This window comes from Kosakonia sp. YIM B13571 (assembly GCF_042788095.1).
Taxonomy (GTDB): Bacteria; Pseudomonadota; Gammaproteobacteria; order Enterobacterales; family Enterobacteriaceae; genus Kosakonia; species Kosakonia quasisacchari.
This window is the reverse complement of the sequence record NZ_JBHZPL010000007.1, coordinates 186,401-207,696: the sequence shown is the minus strand read 5'-3', so window position 1 is coordinate 207,696 and position 21,296 is coordinate 186,401. Positions and strand designations below refer to the sequence as shown.

Annotated in this window: 20 protein-coding genes and 2 pseudogenes; 12 read left to right on the top strand and 10 right to left on the bottom strand. The window is 54.4% G+C overall.

From position 1 onward, the window contains the following. Positions 1-7 precede the first annotated feature (7 nt). Complete coding sequence (locus tag ACFX4O_RS17305; RefSeq protein WP_131406687.1) at positions 8-805, top strand: PhzF family phenazine biosynthesis protein; 798 nt, start codon at positions 8-10, stop codon at positions 803-805. On the opposite strand, the gene ACFX4O_RS17300 is transcribed toward ACFX4O_RS17305, so the two are convergent. The 4 genes from ACFX4O_RS17300 to ACFX4O_RS17285 form a co-directional block, all read right to left on the bottom strand. Next, positions 794-1,663, bottom strand: coding sequence for a DMT family transporter (locus ACFX4O_RS17300; RefSeq protein ID WP_380210057.1), 870 nt, complete (start codon positions 1,661-1,663; stop codon positions 794-796). The two genes, ACFX4O_RS17305 and ACFX4O_RS17300, sit on opposite strands and share 12 nt — an antisense overlap. Before the next feature lie 74 nt (positions 1,664-1,737). Then, positions 1,738-2,718, bottom strand: coding sequence for a LacI family DNA-binding transcriptional regulator (locus tag ACFX4O_RS17295; RefSeq protein WP_380210055.1), 981 nt, complete (start codon positions 2,716-2,718; stop codon positions 1,738-1,740). A 118-nt stretch (positions 2,719-2,836) separates the two neighbouring features. Beyond that, a complete protein-coding gene (gene pheP, locus ACFX4O_RS17290; protein WP_380210053.1) occupies positions 2,837-4,234 on the bottom strand; it encodes a phenylalanine transporter in 1,398 nt (465 codons plus the stop codon). 92 nt (positions 4,235-4,326) lie between these two features. Further along, a complete protein-coding gene (locus ACFX4O_RS17285; RefSeq protein ID WP_380210051.1) occupies positions 4,327-5,097 on the bottom strand; it encodes a DeoR/GlpR family DNA-binding transcription regulator in 771 nt (256 codons plus the stop codon). 97 nt (positions 5,098-5,194) lie between these two features. Here ACFX4O_RS17285 and ACFX4O_RS17280 point away from each other — a divergent pair, with 97 nt between their 5' ends. Beyond that, the gene (locus ACFX4O_RS17280; RefSeq protein WP_380210049.1) at positions 5,195-5,581 is read left to right on the top strand and encodes a VOC family protein; all 387 of its coding nucleotides are present in this window, start codon (positions 5,195-5,197) and stop codon (positions 5,579-5,581) included. A 38-nt stretch (positions 5,582-5,619) separates the two neighbouring features. Here the strand turns inward: ACFX4O_RS17280 and ACFX4O_RS17275 are convergent, their stop codons facing one another. Both ACFX4O_RS17275 and ACFX4O_RS17270 read right to left on the bottom strand, forming a co-directional pair. Continuing rightward, entirely contained in the window at positions 5,620-7,560 is a 1,941-nt protein-coding gene (locus ACFX4O_RS17275) for a methyl-accepting chemotaxis protein (protein WP_131406675.1), read from the bottom strand. 305 nt (positions 7,561-7,865) lie between these two features. Then, the gene (locus ACFX4O_RS17270; RefSeq protein WP_131406673.1) at positions 7,866-8,126 is read right to left on the bottom strand and encodes a DUF2534 family protein; all 261 of its coding nucleotides are present in this window, start codon (positions 8,124-8,126) and stop codon (positions 7,866-7,868) included. A gap of 371 nt (positions 8,127-8,497) precedes the next feature. Between ACFX4O_RS17270 and ACFX4O_RS17265 the strand changes: the two genes are divergently transcribed. The 3 genes and pseudogenes from ACFX4O_RS17265 (at position 8,498) to ACFX4O_RS17255 (ending at position 10,572) form a co-directional block, all read left to right on the top strand. After that, positions 8,498-9,907, top strand: a complete 1,410-nt coding sequence (locus ACFX4O_RS17265) for a glutamine synthetase family protein (RefSeq protein ID WP_380210047.1) — start codon at positions 8,498-8,500, stop codon at positions 9,905-9,907. Positions 9,908-9,983: 76 nt separating this feature from the next. After that, entirely contained in the window at positions 9,984-10,223 is a 240-nt protein-coding gene (locus ACFX4O_RS17260) for a type II toxin-antitoxin system RelB/DinJ family antitoxin (protein WP_380210046.1), read from the top strand. Positions 10,224-10,284: 61 nt separating this feature from the next. Further along, a pseudogene (locus ACFX4O_RS17255) lies at positions 10,285-10,572 on the top strand (type II toxin-antitoxin system RelE/ParE family toxin). Between the two features lie 23 nt (positions 10,573-10,595). Here the strand turns inward: ACFX4O_RS17255 and ACFX4O_RS17250 are convergent. Further along, positions 10,596-11,120, bottom strand: coding sequence for a GNAT family N-acetyltransferase (locus ACFX4O_RS17250; protein ID WP_380210044.1), 525 nt, complete (start codon positions 11,118-11,120; stop codon positions 10,596-10,598). A 96-nt stretch (positions 11,121-11,216) separates the two neighbouring features. Here ACFX4O_RS17250 and ACFX4O_RS17245 point away from each other — a divergent pair, with 96 nt between their 5' ends. After that, entirely contained in the window at positions 11,217-12,113 is an 897-nt protein-coding gene (locus ACFX4O_RS17245; protein WP_380210042.1) for a LysR family transcriptional regulator, read from the top strand. Between the two features lie 8 nt (positions 12,114-12,121). On the opposite strand, the gene ACFX4O_RS17240 is transcribed toward ACFX4O_RS17245, so the two are convergent. From ACFX4O_RS17240 to ACFX4O_RS17230, 3 genes are all read right to left on the bottom strand, one after another. Further along, complete coding sequence (locus ACFX4O_RS17240) at positions 12,122-14,335, bottom strand: TonB-dependent receptor (protein ID WP_380210040.1); 2,214 nt, start codon at positions 14,333-14,335, stop codon at positions 12,122-12,124. Positions 14,336-14,385: 50 nt separating this feature from the next. Continuing rightward, positions 14,386-15,471 (bottom strand): YncE family protein, encoded by a 1,086-nt coding sequence (locus ACFX4O_RS17235; protein WP_380210039.1) that lies wholly within the window; start codon positions 15,469-15,471, stop codon positions 14,386-14,388. A gap of 480 nt (positions 15,472-15,951) precedes the next feature. Beyond that, complete coding sequence (locus ACFX4O_RS17230; protein WP_380210037.1) at positions 15,952-16,338, bottom strand: hypothetical protein; 387 nt, start codon at positions 16,336-16,338, stop codon at positions 15,952-15,954. A gap of 524 nt (positions 16,339-16,862) precedes the next feature. Here ACFX4O_RS17230 and ACFX4O_RS17225 point away from each other — a divergent pair. The 6 genes and pseudogenes from ACFX4O_RS17225 to ACFX4O_RS17200 all read left to right on the top strand — a co-directional run bounded on the left by ACFX4O_RS17225 (position 16,863) and on the right by ACFX4O_RS17200 (position 21,046). After that, on the top strand, positions 16,863-18,071 hold the full coding sequence (locus ACFX4O_RS17225; protein ID WP_380210035.1) for a SpoIIE family protein phosphatase: 1,209 nt from the start codon (positions 16,863-16,865) through the stop codon (positions 18,069-18,071). Positions 18,072-18,076: 5 nt separating this feature from the next. Beyond that, positions 18,077-18,658, top strand: coding sequence for a SiaB family protein kinase (locus ACFX4O_RS17220; RefSeq protein WP_380210033.1), 582 nt, complete (start codon positions 18,077-18,079; stop codon positions 18,656-18,658). Continuing rightward, entirely contained in the window at positions 18,651-19,067 is a 417-nt protein-coding gene (locus ACFX4O_RS17215) for a DUF1987 domain-containing protein (protein WP_380210031.1), read from the top strand. The genes ACFX4O_RS17220 and ACFX4O_RS17215 overlap by 8 nt, the downstream gene beginning before the upstream one ends. Next, entirely contained in the window at positions 19,061-19,828 is a 768-nt protein-coding gene (locus ACFX4O_RS17210) for a GGDEF domain-containing protein (protein ID WP_131406652.1), read from the top strand. Before ACFX4O_RS17215 ends, ACFX4O_RS17210 begins: the two co-directional genes overlap by 7 nt. A gap of 698 nt (positions 19,829-20,526) precedes the next feature. After that, positions 20,527-20,679 (top strand): annotated as a pseudogene (locus tag ACFX4O_RS17205) (hypothetical protein); the annotation flags it as partial. Then, the gene (locus tag ACFX4O_RS17200; RefSeq protein ID WP_380210076.1) at positions 20,633-21,046 is read left to right on the top strand and encodes a hypothetical protein; all 414 of its coding nucleotides are present in this window, start codon (positions 20,633-20,635) and stop codon (positions 21,044-21,046) included. The pseudogene ACFX4O_RS17205 and the gene ACFX4O_RS17200, both read left to right, overlap by 47 nt. Positions 21,047-21,296 lie beyond the last annotated feature (250 nt).

The window sequence follows — 21,296 nt, the reverse complement described above, 5'->3', positions numbered from 1 at the left end:
CGCCGTAGTGGAACTCGATATTTACCAGGTGGACGCGTTCAGCACGCGTCCTTTTTCCGGTAACCCGGCAGCAGTATGTATTACGCCGCAAGGGCTGGATGCCGCGTTAATGCAGCAGATAGCCGAAGAGATGGCGGTATCAGAAACCGCGTTTTTAAACCTGGCGGATAATAATCTTCGCTGGTTTACGCCGCAGGCCGAAGTCGATTTATGCGGCCACGGCACGCTGGCAACCGCGCATATTCTGCGCCAGAACGGGCGGCTCGCAGAGGGCGATGCCATCACCTTTCACACTCTTTCCGGCCCGCTGACCGCAACCGCCGTGGCGCAGGGCATTGCGCTTGATTTCCCGCTACTGACGCCGCAAATGCAGCCTGAAGCGCCAGTGGAATTACTGAAGGCGCTCGGGCTGGCACATGAGCAAGTGAGTGGTTACGGTTTGTTCGGCGCAAAGCAACTGGTGGTGGTCGAGGATGCGCAGGTAGTTTACGCACTCAAACCTGATTTTGCGGCATTACGCGCTCTGCCAGGCCGCGGCGTGGCGATCACCGCGCCCGGTCAGGATGAGTATGATTGCGTGTCGCGCTACTTCGCTCCGTGGGTAGGGGTGAATGAAGATCCGGTGACTGGCTCGGCGCACTGCGCGCTGGCGGCATACTGGTCGGCGCGGCTGGGTAAGCACTCGCTTACGGCCTACCAGGCTTCGACGCGCGGCGGCGTTTTAGCATTGGCGCTCAGGGAAAATGGCCGCGTGGTGATCGGCGGCGGCGCGCATACGGTACTGAGCGGCACGTTACGGCTTTGACGGTAAACGCGCAATCATCCGCCAGCGGAACCAAATCTGCGCCAGCAGGATCAACACGCCGCCAAGGATTTTTTGCAGCGGTAAGCGCTCACCGTACCAAATCGAGGCAGCAATCACCGTCAGTAACGGCTCCAGCACCATAATGATGGCGGCGCTGGCGACGGCGGCATATTTTTGCCCTTGCAGTTGCAGGCCAAAGCGCAGACTAGTGGCAATTAAAATGCTCGCCGCCAGCCACATCGCCGTGGTGCTACTAAAAGGTTGAGTCCAGGATTCAAACAACGCGGAAATTACCAGCCCGGCAATCCCGGTGATCGCGAGCTGTACCGCTGTAAGCGGCAGTAGCGGCACTTCTCTGGCACAGCGGCTGGTGTAGCAAAAATAGATCGACTGCACGAACGCCGTCAGCAAAAACCAGCCCTGACTGGCATGAAACGTGATGGGCATGTGCAGGCTCAGCAGCGCTAACCCAATAATGGCGACCGGTAAACACTCCCAGTAGGCGCGCGCCGGGCGGGTTTTTAGCATCACCCAGGCCACCAGCGGCACGAACAGCATCGACAGGCTCATGATAAATGCCCCCTCGCCCAGCGATGGCGTGGTCGAGACTGACCAGATCCACAGGCAGAGGTTGAGCGCCATCCATAATCCGCTTATCACTACCTGGCGCACTTTTTCCAGCGCAATGCGTTGCCCACGGCAAAACGGCAGCAGCACCAGCGCCGCGCCAAAAAAGCGCAGCCCAAGAAAGGCGAAAACCGGCATCCCGCTAATGGCTTCACGCGAGAAAATCCACCCGCAGGCGGCAATCAGTGTGGTCAGAACAAGAAATAAATCAGCTTGTCGTTGCCGGGTCATGGCAAGGCTCCCAGGGCAATAAAAAAGCCAGCGGGGCGGCTGGCGAAATCTTTACAGACATCATGCCTGAAATGTCAGGCGCTGGCGCGGGAAATATAACGCCAGTCCATGATTACACTTTCTGGTGGGCTATCCGGGTTATCAATGCGGTTCAGCAGTAGCCGTACTGCTTCGCGCCCCATCGCCTGTGAAGGTTGCTCAATGGTGCTGAGCGGCGGCGTAACCATCTCTGCCAACTCCGTACCATCGAAACCGACTACCGCGATATCCTGCGGCATTTTCAACCCGGCTTCATGGATCGCCAGCAGCGCCCCGGCGGCCAGCGTATCGGAAACGGCAAACACCGCGTCCGGGCGTTCCGGCACATTAAGCAGGTGCTGCATGGCGGTTTTACCGGCGCTGAAACTCAAATCACAAGCGTATTCCACTTTTCCATAACTCAGACATTGTGCCTGTAAACCGCTCTGGTAGCCGCATTCACGCAGTCGGGCATATTTATAGCTCAGGTCGTGGTTAATCATGGCAATGCGCTGGCAGCCGCGCTCGACCAGCCGATCAATTACGCAGCGGGCGGCATCGGCATCGTTAATGCCCACGCAGGAGACTTCACCGTTATCGGCGTACTCGGCGCACTGCACCCAAGGCGCGGCACCGATCATAGTGGCCAGCTCCGGCAATTTCGCACACGCATCCATGGTGATGATGCCGTCAACAATCTTGCCCGACAGCAATTTGAGCGCTGAGCGCGAGCGCGCCATATCCGCACCGGAGTTACACAGCAGGATGCGATAACCGTTTTTTTCCGCCTCTTCTTCAATGCCCTTCACTACTTCGGCGCAAAACGGGTTACTGATGTTAGAGACCAACACCAGAATCATTGAACTGCGCGCGGTGCGCAACTGGCGGGCTAATAAGTTGGGTTGGTACTGGCATTCCTTGATGGCCTGCAATACCCGTTCGCGATTTTTCGGTTTCACCGATTCGCTGTTATTCAGCACGCGTGAGACTGTTGCAACGGAAACGCCCGCCATCCTGGCAATTTTTTGAATCGACATAACAACAACATACCCTGCGGTTAGTGCCTAAGGTTCGAGGCTATCACAGTTAAGTCATCGACAACATCGTAAGCCCGGCGAACCGCAGCTCGCCGGATTGGGTGGGAAACGAAGCGAATTACGCGCGCTTCGGCGTGCGGCGCAGCACTTTAAACGCCACGAACAGGAATAGGATCCACACTGGCAGCAGCACCGCCGACAGGCGCATATCGTCCATGGTGCACATCAAAACGAGGATCATCAGCATGAAGCCAATGCACAGATAATTGCCCGCCGGGAAAAGCAGCGCTTTAAACTGCGGATCGCGCCCTTTGCGGCGCATCGCCGCGCGGAATTTCAGGTGCGCCAGCGAAATCATGATCCAGTTAAGCAGCAGCGTCGCCACCACCAGCGCCATCAGCATCGCGAAGGCTTTTTGCGGCAGCAGGTAGTTGACCAACACCACCAGCGACGTGATTGCACCCGAGAGGAACAGGGAATTTACCGGCACGCCGCGGCGGCTGACTCGCGTCAAAAAGGCCGGTGCGTTGCCCTGTACCGACAAACCAAACAGCATACGGCTATTGGAATAAACGCCGCTGTTATAGACCGACAGTGAAGCCACCAGAATCACGAAGTTCAGTACCGATGCCACCAGGTTGCTATCCAGTTCGTGGAAAATTATCACAAACGGGCTGCTGTTGGCTTTGACGTCAATCCACGGATAGAGCGCCAGCAGCACGACCAGTGAGCCGATATAAAACAGTAAAATACGGTACACCACCTGGTTAACCGCTTTCGGAATGGTGGTGTGCGGCTCGCTGGCTTCTGCGGCAGTAATGCCGATCAGCTCCAGGCCGCCAAAGGAGAACATAATCACCGCCAGCGCGAGGATAAGTCCGTGCCAGCCGGTGGCGAAAAAGCCGTTATAGCGCCAGAGGTTATCGAAGCTGGCGCGCTCACCGCCGTGACCGGTAAACAGCATCCACAAGCCAAAACCAATCATGCCGATAATTGCCAGTACTTTAATCAGCGCAAACCAGAACTCGGTTTCGCCGTACAGGCGCACATTAACGAGGTTGACGGCATTGATGATGACAAAGAAAACGGCGGCCCAAATCCAGGTCGGCACGTCCGGGAACCAGTACTGCATGTAAATACCGGCGGCGGTCAGTTCCGCCATCCCCACCAGCACAAACATCGCCCAGTAGTTCCAGCCAGAGAGGAAACCGGCGAACGGGCCCCAGTATTTATAGGCGAAATGGGAAAATGAACCGGACACCGGCTCTTCAACCACCATTTCGCCAAGCTGACGCATGATCAGAAAAGCGATAACCCCGGCAATGCCGTAGCCCAACAAAACGGCTGGCCCGGCCATCTGAATAGCGGGACCAATGCCCAGAAAAAGCCCGGTGCCGATCGCGCCGCCTAGCGCAATCAGCTGAATATGGCGGTTTTTTAAACCTCGTTGTAGTGTCGGCCCGGCTTCCGACACGGCATCGGTGCTGCTTCCCGCTGCCTGTGACGCGTTTTTCACGTCCTTCCCCTTTGTGGTTTTATTTAAAGGGGCACCTTTTAACATCTCCGCTGTGGGCTGGCAAGAAATGAACCCTGAGCGTCCGGTGATGTTTAAACCGTCAGGATCTCAATATTCTCTGCGCTAAAGGCCTGGTAAAACGCTTTACCGAGATCGGTTTCGACCACCAACACATCAATCTGCTGGCTGGCGGCAACAATGTAGCGGGCCACGCCTGGGATCTTATTCGCCGTTAATGCCACCACCACCTGGTTACTCTGAGCAATTACCGCCTTTTTAAATTCGCAGTCGGCATAATCAAACCCGGTCAAACCCATCTCCGGCGACATTGCGCAGCCGCCGATAAACGCCTGATCAAAAATGATCCCGTTAAGCTGACTAATGGCCGGGCCGCCCACGCAACCGCCGGTGCTGTTCTGCACCAGCCCGCCCAGCATGATCACTTCGCAGCGCGGATGTTTACACGCGACAGCGGCGATTTCCGGTGAGTTGGTCACTACCGTCAGGTTCAGCTCGGGCGGCAACGCTTTCGCCAGTTCGAGATTGGTGGTGCCGCTATCAATAAACACGCAGGTACCGGGCTTGAGCAGTGGCACGCAGCGCTGCGCGATAATGCTTTTTTTTGCTCTGTCCTGCTCTTTCCTTTCCGTAAAGCTTCCGGCGGCCGCCAGCTGCAACACTGCGCCGCCATACACTTTTTTGCAGATGCCCTCTTTACTTAGCTCCTGCAAATCCCGGCGAATGGTGTGCTCTGAAACCTGCAATTCAACGGCTAACTCTGCGCACACTACACGTCCCTGCGCCTGAAGACGCTGGCGGATCAGAGCTTGTCGTTGATCCGGGAAAGCTGCATAATCGAGCATAAATCCTCTTTTTAAAATTTAAATCGAGCAATAATGAGCATGATCATGCAAATGAATCAGGCTGTCAATTCACATCCCTTACTCCCTGGAGGTCACCTTGAACATTGCCCATGTCGCACTCTGGACACGCCATCTCGACGCACAGCGCGAATTCTGGCGCGACTTTTTTTCCGCCACCAGCAACGAGAAATATGTCAGTCAGAACCGCGCCGGTTTTGCATCCTATTTTATGTCGCTACACAACGGGCCAACCATTGAACTCATGACCGTACCGGAACTGGCCGATGCGCCGAACGCCGCAGAATTTGTTGGCTGGGCGCATATCGCTATTCATGTCGGGAATGTCGAGGCTGTTGATGAGATGGCAGAAAGAGCCCGCCAGCAGAACCGGTTAGCCAGCGCCGCGCGATGGACGGGAGATGGTTTTTATGAAGCCGTGATTCTGGATCCGGATAATAACCGTATCGAATTGGTTGCCGGATAAGGAAGACAGGGAGCCTGATGCCAGGCTCCCTGTTTAGGTTACGCTTCGATGCGGAACTGATGCACCGTCTGCGCCAGCTGCTGCGCCTGATCTTCGAGTGAGGTTGCCGCCGCGGCCATTTCTTGCACCAGCGAGGCGTTTTGTTGCGTCACACCGTCCATTTCATTGACGGCAATCGTCACCTGGCTGATGCCTTTGGCTTGCTCATCCGACGCGCTGACAATCTCATTGATGATGGCCTGCACGGAATTCACCGCCTGTGTCATCTCCTGCATGGTGTGACCAGCATCGTTCACCTGTTGCACCCCGGCTTCGACGCGTTTGCTGGACTCCTCAATCAACGCGCCGATATCTTTCACCGCGTCGGCGCTGCGCTGCGCCAGGTTACGCACTTCAGACGCCACCACGGCAAAACCACGCCCTTGTTCACCGGCGCGCGCCGCCTCTACCGCTGCGTTCAACGCCAGGATATTGGTCTGGAAAGCAATGCTGTTAATGATCGCCGTGATATCGCCGATTTTCTTCGCACTTTCGTCAATTTTCGCCATCGTTTCTACCACCTGGCCGACCAGTGTTTCACCCCGGCTGGCAATTTGCGTGGCATTGGCGGTCAGCGCTGTCGCCTGGTGGGCGTTGGCGGCGTTATGTTTCACCGTGGCGCTAAACTGCTCCATACTGGCGGCGGTCTGTTCCAGCGCCGCGGCCTGCTGTTCGGTACGCGAAGAGAGATTAATGTTGCCGCTGACAATCTCCCCAGCCCCCTGGCGCACCGAATCACTGGCTTCTTTGATCTGCCCGACAATCTGCCGTAGCTGCGCCTGCATGGTATGCAAGGCATAGAACAGGCTGCTGCGGTCATTATCTTTCACCGGAATAGTGTTATCGAGTTTACCGTCCGCGACTGCCAGCGCGATATTCGCCCCTTCCAGCGGCTCGCCACCAATCGGTTTCAACACTTTGCGGCTGAAGATCAGACCAAGCAGCGTACACACCAACAGAATGCTGATAACGCCCATAATAATGGCGTACAGCAGTTGACGGTTGGCCGCCGCCATCACCGAACTCACTGGCGCAACGACGCCGAGATACCACTTATCGGTGCTGTTGCCGATAGAGACAGGTTGCCAGGTGATCAGTGCTTTTTCGCCGAGGATCGGATCATCTTGTTCCACCACACTACTGGTGAAACCCTCCGTTTTACCCGGATAAGGTTTGCTGGTCAGGCTTTTATCCGGATAAGAGATAACCTTTCCGGCGGTAGAGAGCAGCACCGCATAGCCGCCGCCTTCCCACGGTTTAATCTGATTCACTTTCTGCTGCAGTGAAGCCAGCGAGATATCCGATGTCACGACGGCATGCAGTTTGCCACCGCTGACAATCGGTGCCGCCACTGACGTCAGTAAAGTAGGCACGCCGTTATAGGCGTAGCTATAGGGCTCAATTAACGTGTCTTTCTGGCTTTTTTGCGGCAGCAGATAGTAGTCGCCCTGGCCTGGCGTCAGGATCGACGCCAGCGGATGGAGTTTAAAATTACCGGATTGATCGTGATCGACAAAAAAGGCGTAGCGGCCTTTAGGCGCCTGATCGGGTTTGTCGGCGAACTCCGCATCGCGGCCGTCATAAGCGTTTTCTTCAAAAATAACGGAGATAGAGAGATAGTCAGGATTATCGCGCAGGGCGGAGATAAGCAGTTTATCCGCCACCTGGCGGTCGGTGATCCCAGCTTCAGGTAACGCAATCAAGCTGTGACCGAGGTTATGCGCCACATCGCGGGCATAGTTCAGTTGCTGCTGGATATTCAGCGCCTGGCTTTCCGCAATTTTTTGCAGATATTGTTCGGCACGGTGTTTTTGTTCACTGCTGGACTGCCAGCTTAGTACCCCAATAGTGACAACAAAACCGAGGGTGATGGTGATGGCCCCCGTCAGCAACATTTGCGCGCGGGTGCTCATTTTTTTGGTCACAAATTCTTTGGCCATTACGGCTCTCCTGGAGTCAGCCTTTTACGTCGTCATCTTCCTTTCAGCACGGGCTCCCTGTGAGATCTCTATCGGCGATTATTTTTTGATCTTTAATTGTTAGTGAAAGTGTTATTGCGGGGTAAAAACGCTTTTTAAAGCGAGAAATAGCAGCCTGCACGGGCCGATGAATGTAGTGGCAGTTAAGTTATCGGTCACTGCGGCTTACCACAGAGCTTTACGCTGAGGACGTTGCAGGTAACGATTTCGATCAGGCTTAAGAGATCAAGGCAGACAGCCCCGGCAGCACGCCAGGGCGGGAGGGATTAGCCGCGGTCGTCTTTCGGGCCGAGGAAATAAAAACCAAAAGGCAAAGAACCAATAATGGTGAACATCAGGCTGTAGATGGCAACCCATGCGCCCTGCATGATAAACATCGTTACCGTCCAGTTTTCCATCGGCAAATTGTACTGATCTTCAACGCCCTCGAAGGTCACTTTCGAAATGACGCTCACGGCAACCAGGAATACAATCACCACCGCAATGATAAATTTTTTCCCCTCGCGGGTACGCAATTTTTCCAGCATATAAACCTCCTGTCATGTGGCTTTTCTGTGCCGCGAGTGTAACCGATCTGCTGCCTGGTTGTTGTGAAAAATCAGGAAAAAGGCCATTTACGTGAAACCATGAGCACAACGAATACCGCTGGTTCAGCTTTGCTGAAGCCCACAAATTGCTCACGTTTCCAGGCCAGCGCAAACCGCTCGACTGGGTAAAAATGCATTTCGCGGACAACGCGCTCTCACCGCTGCTAAAAATGCCGTCTGCGCGTTGAACGCGCCATTTTTATATTATTTTTATCGCCGCGTATTTCCTTTTTACGCGGCGTTTATATCAAAATAAAAAGCGCTCTTTTATGCTGAGTTCACCGCCAAAAGGCCTGACAGAAAGAAAAAACATGAACTCGCCGATGACTATTTCGCTGCTGAAAAATATCCGTACTTTTTTTACCGCCACAACATTTCCAACACCGTTAAATTCGCGCTCTGCGCAAATGGTGGATCAGGAAATCAGCCAGCTTCAGCAGAGATTCCCTTACGAAATCAAAGAGTATCTGAACAAATACCCGCAAACGAAACATGTCGACATTTATCTTAACGATACGCATGGCACATTCCGGGGAAAAAGAGTGGCCGTCGAGAACGTATTTTCTCTCAGCACGGGCTGTTATTTCCCGCAATCTGTTTATGCCATGAACCGCGAAGGGAAAATAATCACCTCTTCACCGGACAGGCTGATTAACGAAGAGCCCGATAATTTATGTTTACCCGTTTCCGGCACGCTACGCCCGAGCGCGCACGATCCACGCCATAACGCGCAATTATTATTAACCATGCTCGACAGCGATAATATGCCCTGGCCGCTGGAGCCGAGAGTCATATTGCAAAATGTGCTGCGTCAGTTTCATCAACATGGCCTCTACCCGGTGGTGGCGGCGGAAATGGAGTTCTACCTTGTTGACCCCGCTGCGCAGCAACACCGCCCGCAGGGCTGTTTCCATCTGGCCGTGCCTTCCACCTACTCTGATTTTATTGAGGAGCTGGAAAGCATGGCGGCAGCGCAGCGTCTTCCCTTATCCGGGATCGTGAGTGAAGCCGAGGCCGGGCAGTTTGAACTGAATATGTGCCATTCACACAACGTGGTGGAGATTTGCGAGCAGGTGCTGGCACTGCGCAAACTCACCAGCACCGTGGCTGAGAAGTTTGGCTATCAAGCCAATTTTTTGGCAAAGCCATTCTCGGAACTGGCCGGTAATGGTCTGCATTTTCACGTCAGCCTTAATGGTGTGAATGGTGAAAATGTGTTTGCCAGCCCGGCGGAGGTACCCAATGAGATGCTGCGACTCTCTCTTGCCGGCATGCTGGAACTGATGCCCGCGTCGCTGGCAATCATGGCGCCGGGCGTGAATGGGTTTAGACGGTTGCGTAAGAATCTGGACGAACCGCTTTTTCACTCCTGGGGTTACAACAAACGCAACGCCGCACTGCGCATTCCCTGCTCTGATGCCCACAACCGGCGGGTCGAGTATCGTCTCGCCGGTGCAGACGCCAACCCCTATCTGGTAATGGCGACGTTACTGACTGGCATGTTATACGGCCTGGAACGTATTGATGATGACGCGCTGGCAAACTTCACCCACGCCTCGCCCGCTCTGCCGTTGTTCCAGCAGCCCGCGCTGGAGGAATTCCGCCAATGCGCTTACCTGGCAGACCATTTAGGCATCGCGTTTTGCGAACAGTGGTATCACGGCAAGCTGGCGGAACTGAACGCGTTTGAGCGCATTGTGACGGCAGAAGAATTGTCCTGATCTGCCTGACAGCAGTGGCATCGGTGTCTTAATCTTGCCATCACGTCATTACAAACGTAATGACAGAGGTAATTGCATGGGCAATTTGAATGTTCGTATTGATGACGATTTAAAAACGCGTTCCTTTGCCGCTCTGGAAAAGCTTGGCGTAACACCTTCCGAGCTCTTACGACAGACGCTCGAATATGTCGCCGAGAACGGCAAGCTACCCTTTCACCGCACACTGCTTAATGATGAAGATCGGCAACTGATCGAAATCGTGCGTGAGCGTTTGCGTGATCCGAAGCCGGTTCGTGTGACGCTTGACGATTTGTGATGAAACGCTGATACATGAAGGCGGCCAGGGAAAGGCTGCTTTTGGCAAACAAGGAGGTTGTATGGTTTATCAACTGGATTTCGATGAACGCGCGTTAAAAGGGTGGCGAAAGCTGGGCAGCTCTGTTCGCGAGCAGTTTAAGAAGAAAATGGCTCAGGTGCTTAAAGCGCCGAGGATTGAAGCAAACAGACTCAGCCACTTACCTGATTGATACAAAATCAAACTGCGTGCTTCAGGTTATCGTCTTGTCTACCAGGTGAACGATGGCCGGGTTGTGGTATTCGTTGTCTCTGTCGGAAAACGAGAACGCAACACTGTATATGGTATTGCTGCAAATCGCCTGAAATAGCCCGCTTTGCGCGGGCTACTCCATTACCCAGGCTGGGGGAGCGTTACATCACCTTCCCCCAGCGGGCGCTGCATCAGTACCGTATCCAGCCAGCGCCCGTGTTTCATGCCGACGCTTTTCAGCGTGCCGATCACCACAAAACCGGCACGGCTGTGCAGGCGTAATGAACCTTCATTTTCGCTGTTGCCGACGTTGGCGATGAGCTGGCGGTAGCCATTTTGCTCCGCCCAGGCCACCGCGTGGGCGAGTAGTGCTTTGCCTGCGCCTTGCTGGCGGAAGCTGTCATCAACGTAGATGGAGTCTTCCAGCGTGTACTGATACGCCCGCCGCTCGCGGTAGCGCGATAAATAACAGTATCCCCGGACCTGCCCTTCATGCACAGCGACATACCACGGCAAGCCATTGCGGCGGGTTTTCGCCAGCCGTGTGCGCATTTCATCCACGTCTGGCGCTTCGGTTTCGAACGTGGCGTTACCCTGCATCACGTGATAAGCATAAATCTGCACAATCGCGCTAAGATGGTGTTCTTGCGCGTCAATAATTTCCATAAACTGTTCCCCGTTTGCTGATATCTACAGGCTACCGGTAACGCAGCCAGAGCGGCACTGGGCTGCGCTTATCACCGTTATAAGGAAAACTTTGCCATGCCACGCTTCAGCTTTGACCAGTTAGCGACGTTTAAGCTGGTGCTCGCCCGGGGAAGTTTTACCGTCGCCGCAGAAGTGTTAGGCATTTCGCAACCCGCAGTCAGCCTGCAAATCCGCCAGCTTGAACAGGCATTGCACGTTCGACTGATTGAACGTTCCGGGCGCGGTCTACGCGCTACCGCCGCGGGGGAAACCTTTCTGGCGCATTGCGCAGAGATCGAAAATGCCGTCAGCGCCGCGGTGCAGTCAGTGGCGCAGCATCAGCACGCTGTCAGCGGCAGCGTAACGATTGGCACCGGGGCGACGACCTGCATTCACCTGTTGCCGCCGCTGTTGCAAAGGTTGCACCTCGATTTCCCGCGACTGTCAGTCGGGGTGCGCACTGGCAACACCAGCGATATTGTGCGCGCGGTAGAAGAAAACCGTATCGATATCGGCCTTGTAACGCTGCCCGCCAACGGGCGTAATCTGGCGATTTCACCGTTATTTACCGAAGAATTCGTGGCGATCGCAGCTCTGGGCGCTGACGATGTTTCATTACCGACACCTGCGTCGCTTGCGCCCCTGCCGCTGATTGTTTTCGAATCCGGCAGCAGCACTCGCCTGCTCATTGAACAGTGGTTTAGCGCAGGCGGCGTCGCCCTCGCGCCGGTGATGGAGCTGGGCAGTATTGAAGCGATAAAACGCATGGTGCGCGCCGGGTTGGGTTACAGCATCGTGCCCGGCGTGGCGGTTCAGGCTGAAGAAGAGCGCCAGGGTTTGCGCGTACAATCGGTGCAACCGCCGCTCCAGCGCCAGTTAGCGCTGGTGATGCGTCAGGACAAAGTGGTGAGCCGGGGAATGCGGGAAGTGTTGAATAGCCTGCAACAGGCGGGCATCACGCCCGCCGGATAAAACAACCCTCAGAAGTCGTAGCTCATTGAGACTTTCACGGTGCGCGGGTCGCCCTGGTAAATATAGGTGCCGTTGTCTTCAACGCTGGCCCAGTATTTCTCATTGGTGACGTTATCCACGCCCACGCGCCAAACCATCTCGTTTTTCTCCGCATTCAGCTGCATACGGTAGCGCAAGCCGAGATCCAGCGTGGTGTAACTGTCGAGTTTGCGGGTATTGGCGGTGTTTACATATTGCGAGCCGGTATAGTTCACACGTGCCGTGGCGGTCAGGCCATCGACCGGTTTGATGTCATACTCGGCACCCATCACCCCGTAGAATTTCGCCACACCAATTGGTCGGTTGCCCTGATTGATGCCATCTTTGGTTTTCGTCAGCTCCGCATCCAGCCAGGTCGCGCTGCCGTTCAGGCGCAGGCCGAGCACCGGCTCACCAAACAGATTCAACTCCACGCCACGGTTACGCTGCTCACCGTCCAGCCCGTAAACATTAGTCGTGCTGTTAAGAATGCCGGTCGGCTTTTTGATTTCAAACAGCGCCAGCGTACCGCCAATGCGACCAAAGTCCGTTTTCACGCCGATTTCGTTCTGTTTAGAATGCGCAATGCCCACACTTTGATAGCGGTTTTCCGCCGTCTTCGGCGCCACACCGCCCGGCTGCAACGCTTCAGTATGGTTGGCGTAGAAAGAGACGACATCCCACGGCTTATAGACCACGCCGTACGTCGGCATCCAGCGATCCTGGGTATAACGCGCCGTGGTGGTTTCCGCACCGGTGGCATTGCTGTAGTTGCGCGCCCACAATTTCTGGTGACGCGCGCCCACGGTAAACAGCAGCCGATCCTCGAATACGCCGAGCGTGTCGCTCAGGGTATAACCCTGCGAGCGGTAGCGCGCGGTTGTCAGCGGGTCACTGTAGTTGCCGCTATGGGTCAAGTTGTCTGGCATTGGGATCGCCGAGGGATCATAAATGTTCACCACCGGCAGATTTTTTTGATCGGACTGGGTCCAGGCAACGCGGTCACGCTTGATGTTCGCCGAATAACCGACGTTCACTTTATGGGAAATAAAACCGGTATCGAAGTTACCGCGCAGTCCAGCCATGCCGCTCCAGGAGTCGGAAATACGCACCGTATCCATGCGGCTAAAGGTGGAGTCACCGTTTTGATTAAACAGTTTAGGCGCGCCGTACGTGCCGTCTTCATGGGCATGTTGGCCACCGAATGCGCCATAAGCTGTCCAGTCATCGGTCAGATCATATTCGGCGCGCGCCAGGCCAAATTCGTTCTCAATATCGCTGTTCGCCCAGCGCTGGCTGTAGTTTTTACGGGTATCCGGTAGCGCTGGAATAAAGTCGACGGCGCTGATATTGACGCCCATTTCGCCGCCGTGAACCGTTTTGTTCTGGTAACCGAGATCCAGCGACGTGCGCAAGCGCTCGCCACGATAATCCAGACCAATCGATGCCGCCGTCGTGCGGCGATGATCGTCTTCTACCGCGGCATCACCTTCGCGGTGCAGCAGATTCATACGCACGCCGAACTGATTGTTATCGCCGTACCGACGCCCCACATCCAGCGAACCACCGACTTGTGAGCGAGTGGTGTAATCCACACCCACGCGGGTGAGCGGCGTGTCGTCGGCGTGTTTAGGTTCGAGGTTAATCATCCCGCCAACACCCGAACCCGCAGAACCGTTCATCAGTGCATTTGAACCTTTAAAAATCTCCACGCGCTCCAGCATCTGGGTATCGACAATCTGGCGCGGCACAATACCGGCCAGACCGCCCATCAACATATCATCGCCATCAAGCTGGAAGCCGCGAATACGGTACGTTTCGGCGAAGTTGCCGTAACCCTGTCCGACCTGCACGCCCGCATCGTTACTGACCACATCGGCGATGGTTTTCGCCTGTTGATCCTGTACCAGCTTCGAGGTGTAACCGATGACGTTAAACGGCACATCCATCGCTTTTTGCTCGCCGAGCACGCCAAGGCGGCCGCCGTGCGCCACTTGTCCGTCAAGAAACGCGGGAACCAGTTCGCTGCCACCGGGCTTGAAATCACTGTGCGTTGTGGACTGCACGACAATGGTGTCTTCGTGAGTAGATTTTATGCTGGCGTCAGCCGTTGCTGCCTGTGTGGTATGCGCAGCCGCGCCAATGGCCAGCGCAAGCAACGTTTTGCGCAAAGGTATCGAATGTTTTCTGCGATTATTCATCATTATTAACTATTGAAATAAAAAGGAAATGGCCCGTTTCCAGGCCAGTATCATTACTTGTTCAGATCGATCCTGACGACACTATCCGGGCCGTTAGTGGAGTGATCTTTGTTAAACGCCTGTTTAACGGTGACAAACAGCGTCTGACCATCGGCAGAAAGCAGCAGGCTGTTCGGATGTGACGGCAGATCCCAGCGCTGTTTTACGGCATAGCTGGTTGCATCGAGGCTCAGCACGTTGCCGGACTCACGCTGGGTAATATAGATTTCATGACGTTTGGCATTGAATTTCACCGCCAGCGCATCGCCCTCAATCTGTTTCACTATTTTGCCGCTGTGGATATCCAGCACCAGCGTAGTTTTGGCTTTTGAATTGTCCGTTACCAGCAGGCGGCCGGTGGCCTCATCTTCAGCGATATTCAACAGCAGCGCCGGTTTGTCACCCAGCGGTTTCCAGCGTTGCTCGATACGGTTATTGCGCGGGTTGACCACCAGAACTTCGCCGCCGCCATTCGCCACGTACAAACGTTGCGTCTGCTCAGAGAAGTGCAGGCCAGTCACCCACTTGCCCGCGTTTTTGATACGCGCTTTGACCTTCAGGGTTTTCGCGTCTACGACCCACACCAGCGCCGGATCGGCAACGGCGCCGATATACAAATTGCCGTTATGCAGCACAATTTCACGCGCGCCGTAGGGTAGGCCTTTGTCGTTGCGTTCCGGGAACAGCGTGCGGGAAAGCACTTTACCGTTGCGGGTGTCGATGGCGCTCACACCGCCGTCCAGCGAATTAGTGACATACACGGTTTTGCCATCCGGGGAGATAGCCATGCCAAAGTTTTTCAGATCGGTATGGGTCGCGCCGAGGGTTTTTAGCGTCTTCGGATCCAGTTTGTAAATCACCCCGCCCTGCACATCTTTAAAGCCTTCCGCGCTGGAAACATACAGCGCATCACCCTGCGGGCTGAGCGCCATTTCATACAGTCCGCTGGCAAGAGAGCGTTTCACCACGTTCGCAGGCAACGGCGTCGCCGCAGTTTTTTGTACTTGTGCCGCAGGCTGCGCACTGCTGGTGTGATGTGCGCTGCAACCGGCAAGCGCCATCGCCGCCAGCAGAGCCAGCACGGAGGTTTTCATCTTCATGGGGGATCCTTTACCGTTAATGTCATCAAGGCAGACGAGCGCCCATGCCACGCATCATGTGCGCGATCGTACGATGAGAGCAGATACGGCCCGGCGCAGCTCGTCACGGCTTTTTAGTGTTCCCTGTCAGCCTTCACGCTCACTGTTATTGCGGGAAATTTCCTTGCCGCACCCACAAACACTAAAGAGAATGAGAACTATACGCATTCTTTAATGTCAGGCAAGCACTATTGTTTCATTTCGCTGTTGTGGAAAAGTGGAGTATTAAAAAAGTGAAAAACGCCGGATATGCGGACATTCAGCGTGAAAAGCGGGAATGCCAGGCGGGGCAAGTTTTCGACGAAATGATGAAACGATTGATCTACCGGCCAGCGGTGTTGAAGCGCTAACTTTGCCGACGCCCAGCAAAAGATGACAGCCAACTGCCCTAATAATGCAAGGCGAGCACCGTTATTGATAAGGGCGGTATGGTCCTATCTATCAGTAACCGCGTAATTTTGAACGTTGCCATGCACTGTCGACCAGCTCAGCGGCAGCCTGCACCTGGTCGCAAAATGGTGCGCCAAAGGTTTCCATCAGCGCGGCGTGCCGAGTCAGAAACGCCATTCCCTCTTCGTTACCGGCAATGCTCTCCAGAAACCAGTCTGGCACCTCTTTTTTCAGGCACAGTTCGCACAGCGAGGCGGTAAATTGCGCACGCTGAGCGACATCCTTTATCCAGGAAGGCTGCTGATTATCCATCTCGCTGGCTACGGTCGCTTCCAGGGCACGTTGCGAGCGACTGTAATACTCGCGAATTTTCGCCGAACTCCACGCTTTTCCAAAGAACAGCAACAATATTGGTACTACACACCAGAAGAGGGTCATCGCTTACTCGTTGTCTGTTTTTACCCGCAGAGGATAGTACTGACAAAACCTGACAAAAGCATTAACAGGGATCACTGTTTAATCGGCAATATCGGCAAGGGAAAGGAAACGCAAGGTATTTGCCAGCGAGCCTTCATGCCGGGCTTATCAGCATCAGGAAGGTATTTATATTGAGATGTGAGCTGGCGCGAATTTTTAGAACCCGAGCATTAAGCCAGTGAAGTCGCACAAAATTTGGGGTTGACCGCAAAGATGATAAAGATTATCTTTCGCATTACCGAATAGTTGAGCAAATCACTCAGGTATTCGGTACGACATTGCTCACATTGCTTCCAGTATTATTTGCCCGCCTGACAAGTGCGGGCTTTTTTTTACCGCACCTCACTCACCGCCGCAAATATGGCTATGGTTTCACTTAGGGAGCAATAATCTCCCGTTATTCATCGGCTTACTTAATTGAAATCAAACCGTCACAAACCCGCCTTAACCTAAGATTATTCTTATATTGAGATGCTGTTTGAACCATGGATATACCGCTCTCTTCGCGACAGCTTAACGCTGGTATCTTGCGCCTTACCGTCCCGCACGTGACGCCAGATACCAATAACGTACAGGTCATGTCGTTATTCAGTGAACATAAAGCATTGATTGGCCTGCCAGTGCTGGAAAATAACCGCCCTATTGGCATGATTAACCGGCATATTTTTCTGTCGCAGATGAGCCGTCCGTTTTTCCATGAACTGTATGATCAGAAAAGCTGCATCGCGTTTATGGATAAAAACCCGTTGATTGTCGATGCCGATTCCGGTCTCGAATACCTGTCCGAGCGGGTGATTGAAACCGGCGATAAAGCCGTCACCGAAGGGTTTATTCTCACCCAGCAGGGGCAATACATCGGTATTGGCCTGGGCATTGACCTTATCCGCACAGTATCTGATTTACAGGCCAAACAGCATCTGCAAATTATGCAAAGCCTTGAATACGCGCGCATTATTCAGGAGTCAATGCTGAGCCGCTCGCGCAACACCATTGAAAAAACACTTGAAGATTGGTGCCTGCACTGGCACCCACGCGACTGTGTTGGCGGCGATATCTATGCTTTTCAGCGCGTGGAAAATGGCTGGCTGATGGTGCTGGCAGACTGCACCGGGCACGGCGTTCCCGGCGCGTTTATGACGTTTATTTTCTCCTCGGCGCTGGAAAAAGCGCTCAGCCTCGCACCTGCGAACTCGCCGGAGCAACTGCTCAGCCTGATTAACCAACATATCAAACAGACGCTCAGCCAGGTGCATCCTTCTGCCGATCGCAGCCAGTCCAACGATGGATGTGACGCCATTGTTCTGTTTGTCGATACGCAAAATGAGCAGGTCAGTTGGGCGAGCGCCCGTATGCACGCTTTTGTGCTCAGCGCGGAAACGGACAATACAGCGATGCTTGCGAGTTGCCGCAAAGGCATCGGCTACACCGACACGCCGGTGGACTACCAGTGGCAGCGCTATCAGGCACCACTGCGCCGCGGCGACACGTTTTTGATTGTTTCTGATGGCGCGACCGACCAACCAGGCGGCCCGCGCAATGTCATGTTTGGCAAAAAACGTATTCAGTCACTGTTAGCACAGAACCGCACGCTGCCGATGCCTGCGCTTTCTGACGCCCTGCTCGCGGCGTTGAAAGCCTGGCAGGGGCAGCAAGCGTCGCGCGATGACATGACGTGGTTTGGTTTTCGCTGGTGAACAACATGCAAATAAACGACCCGCAGGTCAAAGAAGCCGTTCTGTTACCCCTTTTCACGCTGCAACGACAGAACGCTGTTGAACTCTTTTATACGGGCTATTTTTCCCAGCAGCATATTGTTTCGCTGGGCGAAGTCATTCGTACATGGCTGGATAAACACGAATCCTCAGCGGTAACGCGCAGAAAGCTATTCTCGGCTTTTATCGAGATGGGACAAAACATTGTGCGCTATTCCTCAGACGACCGGTATTTATCGACGGAACAGCAAGAGCTGCGCTTCGGTTCGGTCTGCTTTCATATGGATCAAACCCACTATTACCTCGAAACCGCAAATCTTGTGGGGCCTGAAGCTTCCACGTTATTGCAGACAAATCTCGATGTCTTGCGCGGTATGTCGCAGGCGGAAATCCGCGATGCCTGGAAACAGGGGCTGCGCAGTGAAGCCCCGGCGACCAGTAAAGGCGCAAACATCGGTTTGTTGACCATGGCGCGGGATACCAGCTTACCGCTGGAATATCGCATTCACCCTCTGGCGGCGAGTTCTCTGTCCGCCTTTCACTTAAAGGCAACGTTCTGCCATGACTGATATGACACTGACGCCGGCTATTGAATTGCCCGCCACCGCCGCAACGCCGGAGGTGAAGTTTGATTTTGCCGCCCAGCGCCTGATACTGAAAGGCGAAGCCTACCCGGAAAATGCCGCCGCGTTTTTCCGCCCGCTGATGGATGCGCTGGAAGGGTGGTTGCAGAGTGGCCAACAGACGGACGCGCCGCTCCAGTTACATGTCGCACTGAGCTACTTCAACAGCTCCAGCACCAAGCTGTTATTTACGCTGTTCGAAAGCCTGAATGATTACGCCAGAGACAGCGCTGCGTGTGAGCTGCACTGGTACTATGACGCGGAAGACGATATTTCTGAGGAATTTGGCCAGGAGCTGCGCATTGATTTCCCGTCGCTGACCGTTTTTCTGATCCCGGACATTCACGCATGCTAGATATCAATGAGCTATTCAAGGAGGACTATTCCGTCCTCGAAGCTGCTCGTCTGGCCGCTGCCGACGACAGGCTAACGGCGGATGCCTGCCGTGAAAAATTGTGGGCGCTGGCGAAAAACTACCAGCGCTTAATTCGTGAATCGTATCGTCTGATTTCGCGCAGTGACCGCGCAGAGCGCGAACTGAACCGTATGAATGAGCAGTTGCAACAACTGGCGGCACGCCTTGAATATGAGGCGACGCACGACCCGCTGACTGCAGTGTTTAACCGCAGCGCGATCATTAATCACATTAACCAGGGTCTGACGACAGGCCATGTGGCGCTGATCCTGCTCGATATTGATCATTTCAAACGCATTAATGATGAATATGGTCACCCAATGGGCGACCGCGTGATTTGCGCATTGGTGGCGCGTATTCGCCGTGCGGTACCACAAAGCGCGGCGATTGGTCGCGTCGGCGGTGAGGAATTCACCATTGTGCTGCCAAAAGCGCGTGTTGAAGAGGCGATGATCACGGCCAGTTATATTCACTCTTCGCTGAACGCCTCGCCGCTTGAGGTATTACCCCAGCAACGGGTGACCGCCAGTTTTGGCGTCAGCCTGGGGCATAAAGACAGCGATTTCGAAACGCTGTATTGCACAGCCGATGCAGCGCTGTATCACGCGAAAAAGCGCGGGCGTAATCAGGTGGCGCTGCATGAGGATTTTTTTCGTCCGCAGGTGAAAATAGGGCTTTCATCGGAAAATGTTCAGCATTGAGGGAGATGGAGATTTCGACGGTGTTTGGTGGAATGGTTTGGCATTGTGGAATGTTTGCCTCTGAGGAATTGTTCCACTCATTGGCATTGTGGAATTGTTCCGTTCACCAGACATTCGGCAGACACCTGAACATCACCGCATGTGAACGGGAAAAGGGGAGCTTGCCGCGCCCCCCCTTTTCAATCCCCGCGGCCCCGCGGGAAATCGGTGCTTCGCACTGCGCTCACCTCCCGCATCTCCGACTTCGGCCGGCTCGACTCGACGTCCTGTCTCGTTTCGCCTCTGGTCGCCATCCCTGGCGCCCAGACCTTGTCGTCGGTGCTCCGGCTCGCCGATTTCAGCGGGGACACAACCCCGCCGCTGTAATATCGCTGCTTATAAAAATCCTTTATCGCGGCAGGAACGACGTCCCGCGATATGGCTCGCACGTGCTTTTCATTCTTTCACTAAAAAACAAAAGTTTTGCGAAGCTGCTTCCAGGAATGGTAATCCCTTCATCAGGTTAGCTATAATCCCTTGCCGCTTGTACGTGTTAGTCATATGTTCTCTCCGCGCCTGCAAAATCAGGCGTCGGGTTTAGCATCCTGATTAACCTTATCGGCGACATTTTCTGTCGTGTGCTCTGCCACATCTCAATGGTGGGCTGAGCGGGGGCACCGCAAGGTGCGCCGGTTTCCGATAAGGCCGGTAATGCTAACTCCGTTCAGCCCGCCACCCATGAAATTAGCATTTCCGGTGGTGGTGTTTTTATCACTTATCGGAGGCTGCCTTATGGCTACTACCCCAACCCTGACTCAGGCGTTATTGACTTCACCGTTCAATCACGCGACCGATTTCACCGAGCTTGCTGATAACTGCGAGCGTTTTGCGGAAGTGCTGGCGGAATGCGGCGAACCACAGCAAAAAATGGCGCTTTGCGGCAGGCTTTCCGCCTGCCTTGCTCTGTTGCAACCGACGCTTCTCGAACCTGTTCCGCAGGCGTTGAAAGCCAGCCTGACCGTAGAGAATATTCCTGCGTATGTTCCCTCATTTGAACCTGAATCCGACCAGTTGTGCCGCTATTGCCAGGTGCTAACGCAATTACTGATGAGCAACACGCTTGCGCCTGCATCCGAAAGCGTACTGCGGGATTTGCTCTATATGCTGGTGGCGTTTTTTGCCGATACACTAAAAGCACCGCGCTGGTTAAAACAAGGGAATGACGTTATCGAGCTTTAATACCGGGCCCGGTGAGACTCCACTTACCGGGCAACGTTCTCACATACAGCGACTCAGGCGCAGGTATCGCAGAAATAGTGAAGATGACTTGCCACGCTGTCGGGCTGATCTCCATAGACAACTCCCTGTCATTAGGTAAATAACTGGCTTAAAGCTGAAAGCTTTCCGCAACCCCCAGCCTGGCAGGGGGTTTTCTATAGACAAAAAAGCGGAGCCTGAGCTCCGCCTGTAAAAGTTGTCTGTCGGATGT

Bases quoted from the DNA above. Each gene is read 5' to 3' on its own strand.
- ACFX4O_RS17300 (WP_380210057.1), bottom strand. From the start codon at position 1,663: ATGACCCGGCAACGACAAGCTGATTTATTTCTTGTTCTGACCACACTG.
- ACFX4O_RS17295 (WP_380210055.1), bottom strand. From the start codon at position 2,718: ATGTCGATTCAAAAAATTGCCAGGATGGCGGGCGTTTCCGTTGCAACA.
- ACFX4O_RS17285 (WP_380210051.1), bottom strand. From the start codon at position 5,097: ATGCTCGATTATGCAGCTTTCCCGGATCAACGACAAGCTCTGATCCGC.
- ACFX4O_RS17275 (WP_131406675.1), bottom strand. From the start codon at position 7,560: ATGGCCAAAGAATTTGTGACCAAAAAAATGAGCACCCGCGCGCAAATG.
- ACFX4O_RS17270 (WP_131406673.1), bottom strand. From the start codon at position 8,126: ATGCTGGAAAAATTGCGTACCCGCGAGGGGAAAAAATTTATCATTGCG.
- ACFX4O_RS17265 (WP_380210047.1), top strand. From the start codon at position 8,498: ATGAACTCGCCGATGACTATTTCGCTGCTGAAAAATATCCGTACTTTT.
- ACFX4O_RS17260 (WP_380210046.1), top strand. From the start codon at position 9,984: ATGGGCAATTTGAATGTTCGTATTGATGACGATTTAAAAACGCGTTCC.
- ACFX4O_RS17250 (WP_380210044.1), bottom strand. From the start codon at position 11,120: ATGGAAATTATTGACGCGCAAGAACACCATCTTAGCGCGATTGTGCAG.
- ACFX4O_RS17245 (WP_380210042.1), top strand. From the start codon at position 11,217: ATGCCACGCTTCAGCTTTGACCAGTTAGCGACGTTTAAGCTGGTGCTC.
- ACFX4O_RS17240 (WP_380210040.1), bottom strand. From the start codon at position 14,335: ATGATGAATAATCGCAGAAAACATTCGATACCTTTGCGCAAAACGTTG.
- ACFX4O_RS17235 (WP_380210039.1), bottom strand. From the start codon at position 15,471: ATGAAGATGAAAACCTCCGTGCTGGCTCTGCTGGCGGCGATGGCGCTT.
- ACFX4O_RS17230 (WP_380210037.1), bottom strand. From the start codon at position 16,338: ATGACCCTCTTCTGGTGTGTAGTACCAATATTGTTGCTGTTCTTTGGA.
- ACFX4O_RS17225 (WP_380210035.1), top strand. From the start codon at position 16,863: ATGGATATACCGCTCTCTTCGCGACAGCTTAACGCTGGTATCTTGCGC.
- ACFX4O_RS17220 (WP_380210033.1), top strand. From the start codon at position 18,077: ATGCAAATAAACGACCCGCAGGTCAAAGAAGCCGTTCTGTTACCCCTT.
- ACFX4O_RS17215 (WP_380210031.1), top strand. From the start codon at position 18,651: ATGACTGATATGACACTGACGCCGGCTATTGAATTGCCCGCCACCGCC.
- ACFX4O_RS17210 (WP_131406652.1), top strand. From the start codon at position 19,061: ATGCTAGATATCAATGAGCTATTCAAGGAGGACTATTCCGTCCTCGAA.